This window comes from Paenibacillus sp. NN59, assembly GCF_057597225.1.
The window spans coordinates 6420883-6433981 of record NZ_CP199678.1; the positions used below are offsets into that span (position 1 = coordinate 6420883).

Below are 13099 nucleotides of genomic sequence, written 5' to 3' on the forward strand. Positions count from 1 at the left end.
GGAGGATGGATCGGATGAAGGTGAAGGAACAGCAGGCAGGAGCGAAAGTTCCTTATCGCTATCGAGTGTTTCTGACTACGGCACTGCTGACGCTGGCGGGCGTTATTCTTGGCGGCTGTAATCTGCTGACCGGACCCAATGCTGTAGTCGAATCAGAGCTGAACGGTACGCCATCCTCTCCTTCGGGCAAAGCCAAATATCATATTTCGTGGACGTTGCATCAGAATCTGCCCGTTCCGCAAGATGCCGAGATGTTGAAACAGGTGGAAGAGCAATTTGATGTAGATCTGGAAATCTGGAATATGGAAAACAACAAATATGAGTCGCTTCTCGATATGAAGCTGGCTCAAGGTAACATTCCCGACCTCTTCCGTATCCGTCAGCCGCAGGATTTGTTGAAATATCAGCAGCAAGGGGTGCTTGCCGAGATTCCGGTAGAGACGTTGAAACAATATGCCCCAAATCTCATGCGTATCATCCATGAACAAGCCCCGGCCTATGAACATGCAGGAGTTATAGACGGGAAGTATTACGGCATTCCTGTCATCAATCCAACGAACATCTACCGTACACCGGTGGTATATCGGCAGGATTGGCTGAACAAGCTGGGTTTGTCCGTTCCGCAGACGCTGGCGGAATTCGAGAAGGTTATCTATGCATTTACCTTTGATGATCCCGACGGCAACGGCATCCAGGACACGTATGGTTTATCTAGTGAAGGCATGAATGTGGTATTCGGAGCCTTCGGTCAGATTATTTTTGCAGATCAACTATACTTCGGCACGAAGGATGGGAAGAAAGTTATTGGTGCGTTGCAGCCCGATATGAAGGAAGCACTGACCTACCTGCGGAAATGGTACAAGGACGGTGTAATCGATCCCGAGTTTGTCACTGGCGAGAATAAAGGCGGTTACAAACATCTGTCCCATGCGTTTATTAACGGTAAAATCGGGATGACCTCGATGGGTAACTACTACCACTGGATTCAGGATGGCGATTATGAGGATTGGCATGTTGAACGTGACGGTAAAGTGGTGAAAAGTCCAGTCCAAGCAACCTTTAATGTAAAAGAATTAACGGCCAAGTTCCCTGAAGCTGGGGTCACATTAGGCCAACCCTTCATGGGACCTCACGGACAACGTGGCTCCAAAGGAAATGACATGTTAATGAGCTTCACTGCCATCGGAGCGGATGCGATCAAGGAGCCGGGCAAGCTGGAGATGATTCTGCGTATTTTGGATGAGGTTAGTGCAAGCCCTGATCCAGATAAAGCAACAAGCATGACCTATGGCGTGCAAAATAAACACTGGGTCTGGACACCGGGCGAGCCGAAAAACATCGTCATTATGCCGCCATATGACACCATGTTCGGGTATCAGAATACGATTGGTGCCAATATCGGCATGACGGTTCCGCTGAAAGAGACGGGAGAACGGGAGCAATGGGCTTCAACGCTACACCTCGATCAGAACGGCATTTATAATGCGCTGGAGGTCGCCACACCCGCTCTGGCTAAATATAGCGATTCGTTAATCCGGTTGAAGAACAAAGCCTATATCTCGTTTATTACAGGTGAGCGACCACTCCGTGAATTCGATGAGTTTGTACAGGAGTTCATGTCTGCAGGCGGTGCAGAAGTGGTGAAAGAAGCGAATGCGTGGAAGCAGTAGGGGAATGAGGAGGAAGTTTCTCGCAGGCGTGCCGGGGCAGCTTGTGAAGGGAAAGTGACGCAGCAGGATTGAAAGGTGAAAAAATCCATTTCAGTGAGGTTTAAGACACACCTAGGCAACACGCTCAACTCTAACGATCACCAGTGACCTTATTAGGCTGATTTTCACACATTTAGAAATCTAACGATCTCCAGCGACGCTATTTCGGCCAAAATGCATTAAAGATGATGATTTTCCACTGAAAAAACGCAAATAGCGTCATCTGTGATCGTTAGCCGCTGTCCAAAGCTTCGGGGACTGGATCTTAGCTAACTTATGCATCTCTAGACCAGCTGAGGGAGAAGAAGCAATAGAATACACAACATCACCGTCAGAATTGCAAAACAAACTCCAGCCCACATAACATATCCTTTGGGTGCCTGAGGATTAATCACTTTACACATAAAGTAAATAAAGAAATAGCTAACCAACGCAAACAACACCAAAATGACAGGGGTAATAGTCATACTTCACGCCCCTCCTTCTTGGCCACCGTCAAATATGCCCAATCTTCTCCACGCTTAATCGGACTGTTTACATCTTCTTGAAACTTGATGACGGCCTCGTCATACTGCTGTTTCTGCGCTTCGCTTAGACTCGCAACGTATCGCTGCCTCGCCTGTTCAAATTGCGCATCGTCCCATAGCGATAGTAAAAAATAAGGGCTGAAAATTCTATTTGCCTCTATCACACCTTGAGGATCAGATATAAGCTGCTCGATTAATAGAATCTCGTGTTGTGTAATGTACTCCATCATCGATAGGAGGCTGCCCTCGAATGCCTCTTTCCCCAATAATTCATACCACTTTATCTCCGAATGCTCATAGTAACTTTCCGGCAGTCCTGTGTAGGACTTATGCTTGATATGCGTAACTTTACAGTGCAGCATAACTTCTATACTCGTTCCTGCTGTATTATGTCTATTGGCCTGCAAATAGATGGATATCAACAATTCCTTCGTTTTCATCTCCAGGGCTTTGCGGGATTTGACAATCTTGAAGCCAGCGAGTGGCAACAAGCTCTGCAATGATTTTAATGTGAACTCGATCAATTCAGTGGACGATGAATGCTCGTTAAATGCATACTGGCCGAGAATGGAATCCACGCTTGTATTTTGACTTGAGTTATTATTCATGTAGATTAGATCACCCCTTATAGTCACGCCAAAGTTACTATAAAATGGAACTCATCGTCAAATGAAGTCATGTTAACATGACTCTCCCATTGATATGTTCATGCATAGCTTCTGAACCAGCCTAAAAAAGAGCAGCCTTATGACTGCTCCTTCTTCACCAGTTGTGCTAATTGTGCTCGCACATACATACTCATGGACTTCCAACACAACACAGTACCTCACATTACCCAATCCACTCCAAATCATGCCGTCCTTGTACGGATCAAGCCAGATATTCCGCCATAATCTGCTCGATATCATACGGTGTCACACCTTCATCGACCGCATAGATCGTATCGGCCTGCTCCTTCGTATCCACCAGTTCACCTCTCGCCTTGGCGTGCAGCATGAACAAGTCATACAGGTGAGGTTTGCGTAATGAGGTCATTGCTTTCCCCATCAGCACGATGCCTCCCCGATTGCCTTCCACATTGTTGTAATAGTCCGGGTACCTTGTCAGCGCCAGATCCGTCCAGATGATCGTACGATCAACCAGATCCAGAATGACGGGAATTGCGATCTGCGTATCCGCCGTAATATCAATCTTGTTCTCCACCGTGGATGGTTCATAGATTTCGCCCGAGCCGGGTTTCTTACGCATCATCCAGCCTGCAAAACATTCCGGCAAGTTGCAGTACGGATGGCTGGTGAAGGAGTGAAGTGTGGTCACCACATACCTTCCGCCATAATTCACAATCGAAGGGATATGCAGGTCAATAAACTCACTCGCCCCATAAGGTGCAGTCACAATATCCCCGCTATGGACAGCCTTATATTTCACAGACTTCAGATTCGTATATGAGATATGTTCAACATAGTTCCAGTCCTTGTCATACATGATCGCAGACAGGTCAATATCCACACGCCCTGTAGGCGTACCATCGACCTCGCCCTCTTTCCACCAACTGAAGAAACGAATTGTGTCGCCCTCTCCCATCGGGATACGGCTTCCTCTCACAATCGTCCGTAAGGCTTTGCTCGCGGATCGTTGTGAAAATGGAACCAGATAATGTCGCATCCGCTCATCCACATACGTCTTCCCGAGGGAAGGGAATTCAGCGAATCGTGTGATCAGGGCCTGCTCGCATAATTGCACCACTTCCTGACAGACTGCTTCATTCAGCTCTGGCAGCTCATTTGGGATGCCAACCGCCTTGGCCACATTGCCTTTCGGGAAAAAGACCCGCATTTTTGACGCTTCATTCCGCTGTGCGAAATGCTGTCTCACCTGTAATAACACTGGCGTAGACACCTGTGCAGCGACCTCTCCAAAAGCAAGCAGCACATATTCCTCATTGTCTGTAATGCGTAGCATATGATCCAGCTTCCGCGCAAATTCACCCGGACGCTGAGACAACAGGTCAATCAGGCTCCAAATATTCCGATACTGGAATGCCAGTTCAACGCTACCGTTAAAGGTTGTAAACGACTTGTTATTTCGCAGGATATCAAAGGCTTCCTGGCTCCGCGGATACCGTAGCTTGTATTCGGATGGGTGCAAAATCTCCCCCAGCCGAATCCAGCGATCCTTGTAGCGCAGCATATCCTCCGTGATGGAGCCGCATTGCTCCAGTAAACTGAGGAGCAAGCGGCGCTCACGGCGTTTGAATTTACGGAAAGGCGTGGCGGTTGCCAGACTGACGTCCCCCTCCGACCAGGATACTGCCAGTCGGAGTACATCGCTTGCCGTTTTAAAATAATTCCCGATACGTTCCATGCTTGCCAGTTCATTTTTCAATAACACCGCAACAACGAACCCTACATTCTCCTTAAACGGAATCTCCTCCGGTAGTATGGTCTCGACCTCGCTCGGATCAGCGTGTTTCAACGCTTGTTTGATATCTTTTTTGTCCGTATCCGAGATGGAGCCATTCGCTTCGATTACCTGACGGATCAGCTTCTGGAACGCTTGCTTGCTCCCCAGATCGATGATTCTCAGCTTCGTTTGCTCCAGGAAAGGAGACCGCGCGCCAGCAGCCATAGCCGAAAGCTCAAAATCACCCAGCGTATGATGTGTCAGGTAATAAAAAACAGCATTCAAGTACAGCTCCGCTTCGTCTGCTTCCATCACCTGCTCCGGGAATCCCGCATACATCGGTTTGTATTTCACATGGGCACCGACCATCACTTTCAGGTCTTCTACCAGCTGCCCAATCAATGCTGCAAATTGTTCTTCGGACAGCGTCCGCAATGCCTGCATCAGCTCATTGGAGAAGGTAAACCCAAGTGACTCTATATTTTTGAGCGCTGTTGCCAGAAGATTTTTGGGCAATCGATGCACCTTCTGTTGGTCAGGCTCGATCATTAATTTGCCGGCTCTGCGCACATAGATACTGTTCATTTTTATATTGCTGTAATTTACATCTTTATTGTTCATGATCAAAGAGTCCAGGAAAGCCATATCCCTAATTAACATTTGGTGGTTAGCTTGAGAAGGAAGGAATATGATAGCCTGGACGCCTCCTCTCTGATTTGAAATCTTCAGGAGAGCGTCGACCCTAATAATCTCCAATGATGTAGAAGGAAGGACCGCCATAGCCTGAAGGCCAAGAGTTCGAGGTTCCGAAGTTCGTCACCCGAACCTTTGGTGAACTCATCATCTCAGATTTTGGCATCTATGAGCAGGGCAAAAGTATTACGACATGAATTTATACAGAGGGAGTGCTCGAACGGGTGTCGAATAGGATGCAAAGAATAGAAACCAGAGAGTACAATGAAGAGCGAGGCAGAAGTACAGGAATCCAACGTATTTATGAAACGAGGTTATCCGAAAATGAGACTCCACACTTTATATAATGATTATATTCGTCTTAAATTCCATCTCCCCCCGGAACCCACACACGGAGATATGATAATGGCATTTGGTCAATATGAGGATGACAGTGCAGCGTTATTCTTTAATGATCACCCCGATGACACCTTCTCAGGCTGGATCGTCCCATTACGTCCGAAAGACCCCTACTATGGATCAAAGCCAGACTGGAAGCCCGTATTAGCTGAGACGTTTGAGCAACTTAATGTATATGATGAGATGATTCTGTACTACCTACTGTTCACGATTAATAGCACACTATCCATCAACACACACAACACCTACAGCGAGATGAATGATGTGATGAAAAAATATAGCTTCCTCCAGCTGTCCCATCTGCATGACATAACTTGTTTAAACGCTTCACAGAAGCAGTCGCTGCGCGACTTTTTCTTCTTTATCTATCTCTACGCCCATCCGGTGAATGATGAGACTTTATACGCCTGTACATTTGACCAACAACGTTTGATTCATACCAATACGGGCATTCCACTCGAGGATTATTTCGTTGCTTATTATAATCACTACACCACACATCGCGACGAGCACGCGGAACATATCGTGATTTCGGCAGACGAGATTCAAGCCTGCAAAGCGTTAACTCTGGAGCTGTTACAGGTCATTGAGGGACGTTCCCCCAAGTTAATCATACCTTCTATTAAAAGTTTGGAGCCCGCCATTCAACTCATTAACGATGTCGATGGAATGCTCAAGCTATACAAGGATGATCCTGCGGCGTTTTGCCAGATCATTAGAGATTTGCTCGCTGATGTCATGATGGATGTGACGTGTGAGACAAACGCTAGTGCTGATTCGGATTCCGATACCACTGCCAATACGGATACACTGGGAGTTGCCACTGAGGGTGCTTCGGTGAACTCCAGATCATATCGTGATTACTGTTTTACCGTGTTGCTTCAAAATTACGCTTCATATATCCTGTTCTTTGATTTTAACGAAATTCAAGTACTTATAGATGCTTTCCAGGATACCCCCATGGAATGCCGTTTCATCATCAGCAAAATGTTCACAGACACCATTTTTCTCAATAAGATCATACGCCAGCAAGAGATTGATCTGAACGAGTATCCCGAGGTGACCCGATTTTTTAATGAACAGGCTACGGAGTGGTTTCTGTAGTACCCCTGCAACGAGTAACAATGAGTAACAAGTACTCTTGGCAGTGTCGTTGGGATAAAAAACAGCCTCATTCATGAGGCTGTCACAAGGTACAACAAATTGATTTTTTCCATACGCCAAATATCCCAGTGAGCAGATGCTCATATATTCCTGGTTTTCCATTCCTGATACCATGATTCCACTTCGGGGCCAAGGTCTACTCCTGCCTCTTGTTGTAATGCTGCTGCCAATTGATGATACTGAGCAACCACCGGCTCTTTATTGCCTAACCGATCATACAACTTCATTAAAGAAAGGCTGACCTCCTCCATCATCGGATCAAATTGCTGCATCTGGTGGTACAACATCAGGGCTTCATTAGGGTGTCCCGATTCAATGTAGTATTGCGCAAGCTTCAGCGCATGATTCTGCCAGAGCGCATGCAATCGCTGACGTTCCAGTTCCGCCCACGCGTAATCACCCTCACCGAAATACTTGCCTTCATACTGATCCGAAACATACCGATGCTCGGCAAGTGTAGACGGCGATAATGAAGGCAATCGGTTAAGACGGCTCTCCCACTCTTCCGCATCAATCCGGAGTTCGCCAGTTTCCAATATATAACCAAATTGTTGATAGCGTACCGAAATCCGGTCCTCACCCATGAATTCGTTCAGCATACCACGTAAGCGATGAATGCCACTGTGCAGGTTCGTTATACCTCTCCTCTCATCGAGCTCCGGCCATAACAGCTCAAGCAGGGTGTCACGCTTGATCGGTTTATTGCGATGATGGAGCAAATACGCGAATAGTTCTCTGATTTTGGTAGTTCTAAACTTCAGATGTTTGGGCGCCTCATTCGGATGCAACTGCACCTGAAGCATTCCCAAGCAACGGATTAACGTTCCTCGCTCTGCTGTGTCTTCGATCACGTCCATTGGTGCCGGTACAGCCCTGCGCTGATACATCTTCATCGTTTTATCCAAACGATTCCTTGTTACGGGTTTCATAATATAGTCCAGCACTTCAAGACCATAAGCTGTTAGTGCATGTTCGTTATAGGCTGTTGTGAAAATAACTTCTGTTCTTGGAGATACCTCATGAATTCGTTCAGTTGCTTCAATTCCATTCATCCCCGGCATCTCAATATCCATGAAAACGAGGTCAGGCAAATGTTGCTTAATTTGCTCTATCGCTTCTTCTGCCTTCAAAAAAGAACCGATGACCTCGCAATCCTCTCTCTCAACTAACAATTTATTCAACCTGCTCAGAGCGAGATTTTCATCATCTACCAAAATCACTCTCATATGCACAGCCCTCCGACTCACTTGATGATCCTTTAATCTATAATTTTACCATAAACTTTGGATTGCGAACGCTATCAATTTGGTAATACGTCTAAAATTCGAAATAAAAAAAGGGCGCTCATCGAACACGACGGTGCAGGAGTTAGACGAAACGTGTCGAAATTAAAATCTGCCATGAAACCAATAACCAATATAAAAATACCTAGATATGTCGTGTTGTCCCTTGTCTTTTTAACCATTTTACTTAGCTTTCGCTGGATATGGTCCGCCTCTTTTGTTATACCGGATCATCCAGAACCCGTTCGAGGCGTGTTGGATCTTCGCGGTTGGGATTTTGCTGACACTTCCCCGATCTCTCTGGATGGAGAATGGGGATTCACACCCCATGCATTGATTTCTGGCGGAGAAGATAAACATACGAATTCAGATATGGGGTCGGACAAGCCTTCCACCTGGGTCCAAGTGCCGGGTGACTGGCGCAAGGCGTTACAACCACCTTCTGCTTCGTCATTCGGATATGGAACGTACCAGCTTCGTATACTGCTCGACCCTTCGGTGAAGGAAATATCCCTCTGGGCTCAGAAAATTCAGACCTCATCCATCATTGAGATCAACGGAACGGTTGTTGCCCAGTTTGGTCAACCTGCCAGCGATGCCGAAAGCTATCAACCAGAAAGGACTGCATTTGTAACTTCCTATGCACTAGATGGGACAAATGAACTCACTCTACTTGTGCAGACAGCCAATTTCGACGATCCATTCAGTGGAGGCATTACGCGTTCTCTATACTTGGGTTCTCCTGAAGCCATCGGAAGTGAGCGAGGTTTATCGATTGATTTGCAGAAAATTACGTTCGCTATACTGCTTCTGCACAGCCTGTATGCCTTTGTCATGTTTCTATTTATCCGGAAGCAGCGGGCACTGCTCACGTTCTCGTTGTTAATACTGGCCACGGCCTTAACGGTGGTCTCTGACCATGACGGGCTGTTATTAAACTGGCTGCCACTGAACTTCACTTGGATGGTTAAAGCCAAGGCGATTTCATATGCTTCATTTGCGCTTTTCCTTCTTATGCTGGCCAGAAGCTTTGCGAATCCGAATCATGGGCGAAAGCTCTTTCTTGCATATGCCGGTATTGTAGGAGGATATCTATTATTTTTGCTCCTTGCTCCCGTAACGCTTGTGTACCAAGCACTTCATACTCAAATTCCTGATTTCCTGTATTTGTTCGCCATTGGTTGGTCTGTGCTCCTGTTCTTCAAAATGGCCGCAGCCAAACAAAGCGACGCAAGCTTTCTGCTCTTTGCAGCAATGAGCAGTATGTCCAGTGTGCTGTGGGGAATTGTAAACTCACACAACGAAATCACCAATGTGTATTATCCGATCGATGTTATTGCTGCCATATTTGGCTTTGCGGCCTACTGGTTCAGAAAATATTTCCGCAATGCCACTGAAATTGAAAAACTGTATGAACAGCTCAAAGTGGAAGACCAGCAAAAAGATCAATTCCTGGTGAACACCGCGCATGAACTGCGCACTCCCCTGCATGGGATTATTAACATTGCCGAAAGTATTGCGGTGCGCGAACAGCGTCAATCCGGAGGACAACATACGGAAGACATGAAACTGCTCGTCAATATCGGGAGACAGATGTCGCAATTGATTGATGACCTTCTGGATGTCATTCGTCTGAGAGAAAAACGCATCATATTGCAGAAGAAACCGTTATCCCTCGCCTCCGTCATATCCGGCGTCATTGGAATGTTCCGATTTATGGCGGAGGGCAAGCGAGTCCAGATCATCGTAGATACACCCGAGGGATTACCGCTGGTTCAGGCAGATGAGAGACGACTTGTTCAGATCCTGTACAATCTGCTGCATAATGCGCTCAAATTCACGGATGAGGGTACCATTACGGTATCGGTTAGGGCAGATGAACATAGCGTCATTATGCAAGTTTCGGATACGGGCACGGGAATCAGCGAGGAGCTACAAGAACGAATATTTGAAGCTTACGAGCAAGGTACTGCTCAAGCACGTTTGAGTGGTGGGATTGGGCTCGGGTTAAGTATCAGCAAACAGCTCACTGAGCTTCATGGTGGTGAACTTACCGTGCAGTCCGTGCTTGGACAAGGATCTACTTTTCAAGTTTCGTTGCCACGAAAAGATACACCTGCCTTAACCGAACAGACCGATCAGACGGAGCATTCGCGATGGGGTGTCCAGCATTTGAGTGAGGTTGCTGTGAGCCTAGATGAAGAGCAACCTCCTGTGAACCCCGTCTTACCTGGGAAAACCACTGCTCGCATTCTCGCTGTCGATGATGATCCGGTCAACTTACGTGTTCTCATCTCGATGCTGTCGAATGAACCCTATGATATACAACCTGCCACTTCAGCGTTAGAAGCACTTGAACTTCTGAATACGCAGTCATGGGATTTATTAATTGCGGATGTGATGATGCCTCATATGTCCGGTTATGAACTGACAGAGAGCGTGCGTAAACGTTATTCCGTATCGGAGCTTCCTATTCTGTTGTTAACGGCCCGAAACGAACCTGCTGATATTTATGCCGGATTCATGGCGGGTGCTACTGATTATGTGACCAAGCCTGTTGACGCTGTAGAGTTGAGACATCGCATTGGTTCATTGATTGTGTTGAAACAATCGATTGATGAGAGATTGCGGATGGAAGCCGCTTATTTGCAGGCACAGATCCAGCCTCACTTCCTGTTTAACACACTCAATTCCATTATGATGCTCAGTGAGATCGATACGGATCGAATGCAGCGATTGGGGGATGCTTTTATTGAATATTTGCAGACCAGCTTCCACTTTGTGAATTCGGAGAAAATGGTGGAGATCACCCACGAGATAGACCTTTCGAAGGCCTATCTCTACATTGAGAAGGAACGATTCGCAGAACGATTAAACGTAGTCTGGGACATTCCAGAAGACATCGATGTGATTCTCCCTCCACTCACCATCCAGCCGCTGATTGAAAATGCTGTTCGCCATGGTGTCCTCAGCCAAGTGGAAGGCGGGACGGTATGGATTCGCATCGTTGCCCAAACCACGGGCACACAGATCGAGATCGAAGATAACGGCTCAGGCATGCATCCAGAACAGATTGAACGAGCGCTCGCATGGCCTAAACCGAATCCGCTAAAGCCTGGAGGCATTGGTTTAACCAATACCCATCGGCGCTTGAATCAGCTCTATGGACAAGGGTTAAAGATCGTCAGCTCCCCTGGGCAAGGGACGAAGGTTTCCTTTTTTATCCCTGACCAGACCGATATGGATTCGTTATAAGTTCATTTTCGGGAAAAACAAACCACAAAAAGCTGAGCCTGGACTTGATCCGGACTCAGCTTTTTTGATTCATTTTCTGGCTTCATGAAGCACTTTATCACTTACACATGCAATGCTTGCTTCTCATCCGACAATCCCAGCGATTTCGCCGTAGACAGATTCACCTCACGTAATAGATCGAGGTTCTCTGCAAGCGAGATGCCGTAAGACGGGATCATCTCTTTGATCTTTGGTTCCCATTCCTTGATGTGCTGCGGGAAACAACGCTCCAAAATCTCCAGCATAACTTGAACCGCCGTCGAAGCACCCGGCGATGCGCCTAGTAATGCCGCAATGGAGCCATCTGCCGCAGTTACAACTTCGGTTCCGAACTGCAGCGTGCCTTTGCCGCCCTGAACGGTGTCCTTGATCACCTGCACACGCTGACCCGCCAGCACCATATCCCAGTCCTCACTCTTCGCACTCGGTACGAAATCACGCAGTTCCTTCATGCGCTGTTCCTTCGTTAACATGAGTTGTTGAATAAGGTATTTGGTGAGCGAGAGTTCCTTCACACCTGCCGCAAGCATCGTTAAAAGGTTATGCAACTTCACCGAAGCAATCAGGTCTGCATTCGATCCGGTCTTCAAGAACTTCGGTGAGAAACCGGCGAATGGACCAAACAGCAGTGACTTCTGGTTGTCGATGTAACGTGTATCCAGATGCGGTACGGACATCGGTGGAGCACCTACGGAAGCTTTGCCATATACTTTGGCATGATGCTGTTCCACGACTTCCGGATTTTTGCACACCATGAAGATCCCGCTTACCGGGAAGCCCCCGATATGTTTACCTTCCGGAATACCGGACTTCTGGAGCAGGTGCAGACTTCCGCCGCCCGCGCCAATGAAGACAAATTTCGCCCGATGACGTTCAACAGCTCCACTCGTCAGATTTTTCACGGTCAATTCCCATGACTTATCACTTTTGCGTTTAATGTTCTTCACGCTATGTTTATAGTGGACTTCCACCTTTTGTTCCTGTAGATGTTTCAGTAGCATACGCGTTAAAGCACCAAAGTTAACGTCCGTACCGGAGTCAATCTTGGTCGCCGCTACCGGCTCGCTACTTGTGCGGTCTTTCATCATTAGCGGCATCCACTTCGCCAGCTCTTCCCGGTTGTCCGAGAAATCCATGCCTGCGAACAGCGGATGGTTTGACAAGGTGTCGTACCGTCTTTTCAGAAACTGCACATTACTCTCGCCATGCACGTAACTGAGGTGAGGAATCGGCATAATGAAGTCCCTCGGATTCCGAATCAGACGACTGTTCACCAGATAGGACCAAAATTGCTTGGAAACCTGGAATTGCTCGTTCACCTTAATGGCTTTGCTAATATCTACGGTTTTGTCTGGTCGTTCAACAGTATAGTTAAGTTCGCACAGCGCAGCATGCCCGGTTCCGGCATTGTTCCACTCATTCGAGCTTTCTTCTCCTGCCGTGGCAAGCTTCTCAAAAACCTTAATATTCCAGTCTGGTGCCAATTCTTTAAGCAAAGTTCCCAAAGTTGCACTCATAATTCCGGCACCGATCAAGATTACATCTGTACTCGTTTGTCCCTGGCTCATGTCTACCGTCCTTATATCCTATATTTGCCAAAAGGATGTAAGCGTTATCGATTTGGCAT

Annotated in this window: 8 protein-coding genes; 3 read left to right on the top strand and 5 right to left on the bottom strand. The window is 47.1% G+C overall.

Annotation, left to right across the window (positions count from 1 at the left end):
- Positions 1–14 precede the first annotated feature (14 nt).
- Positions 15–1670 carry an extracellular solute-binding protein gene (locus ACT89M_RS27970; RefSeq protein WP_487344958.1) on the top strand — a complete coding sequence of 552 codons (1656 nt, stop codon included), beginning with the start codon at positions 15–17 and terminating at the stop codon, positions 1668–1670.
- 323 nt (positions 1671–1993) lie between these two features.
- On the opposite strand, the gene ACT89M_RS27975 is transcribed toward ACT89M_RS27970, so the two are convergent.
- The 3 genes from ACT89M_RS27975 to ACT89M_RS27985 all read right to left on the bottom strand — a co-directional run bounded on the left by ACT89M_RS27975 (position 1994) and on the right by ACT89M_RS27985 (position 5260).
- Complete coding sequence (locus ACT89M_RS27975) at positions 1994–2176, bottom strand: hypothetical protein (RefSeq protein WP_154889812.1); 183 nt, start codon at positions 2174–2176, stop codon at positions 1994–1996.
- Positions 2173–2844: a hypothetical protein gene (locus ACT89M_RS27980; RefSeq protein ID WP_308723267.1), complete on the bottom strand. Its 672-nt coding sequence runs from the start codon at positions 2842–2844 to the stop codon at positions 2173–2175. The genes ACT89M_RS27975 and ACT89M_RS27980 overlap by 4 nt, the downstream gene beginning before the upstream one ends.
- A 262-nt stretch (positions 2845–3106) precedes the next feature.
- Positions 3107–5260, bottom strand: coding sequence for a TerD family protein (locus tag ACT89M_RS27985; RefSeq protein ID WP_308723266.1), 2154 nt, complete (start codon positions 5258–5260; stop codon positions 3107–3109).
- Positions 5261–5737: 477 nt separating this feature from the next.
- Here ACT89M_RS27985 and ACT89M_RS27990 point away from each other — a divergent pair, with 477 nt between their 5' ends.
- A complete protein-coding gene (locus ACT89M_RS27990; protein ID WP_154889808.1) occupies positions 5738–6835 on the top strand; it encodes a hypothetical protein in 1098 nt (365 codons plus the stop codon).
- 140 nt (positions 6836–6975) lie between these two features.
- Here ACT89M_RS27990 and ACT89M_RS27995 read toward each other — a convergent pair whose 3' ends face one another.
- On the bottom strand, positions 6976–8121 hold the full coding sequence (locus ACT89M_RS27995; protein ID WP_154889806.1) for a response regulator: 1146 nt from the start codon (positions 8119–8121) through the stop codon (positions 6976–6978).
- A gap of 174 nt (positions 8122–8295) precedes the next feature.
- On the opposite strand from ACT89M_RS27995, the gene ACT89M_RS28000 reads away from it, so the two are divergent.
- Positions 8296–11433, top strand: coding sequence for a hybrid sensor histidine kinase/response regulator (locus tag ACT89M_RS28000; protein ID WP_154890322.1), 3138 nt, complete (start codon positions 8296–8298; stop codon positions 11431–11433).
- A gap of 101 nt (positions 11434–11534) precedes the next feature.
- On the opposite strand, the gene ACT89M_RS28005 is transcribed toward ACT89M_RS28000, so the two are convergent.
- Positions 11535–13040: a malate:quinone oxidoreductase gene (locus tag ACT89M_RS28005; RefSeq protein ID WP_154889804.1), complete on the bottom strand. Its 1506-nt coding sequence runs from the start codon at positions 13038–13040 to the stop codon at positions 11535–11537.
- Positions 13041–13099: the final 59 nt, after the last annotated feature.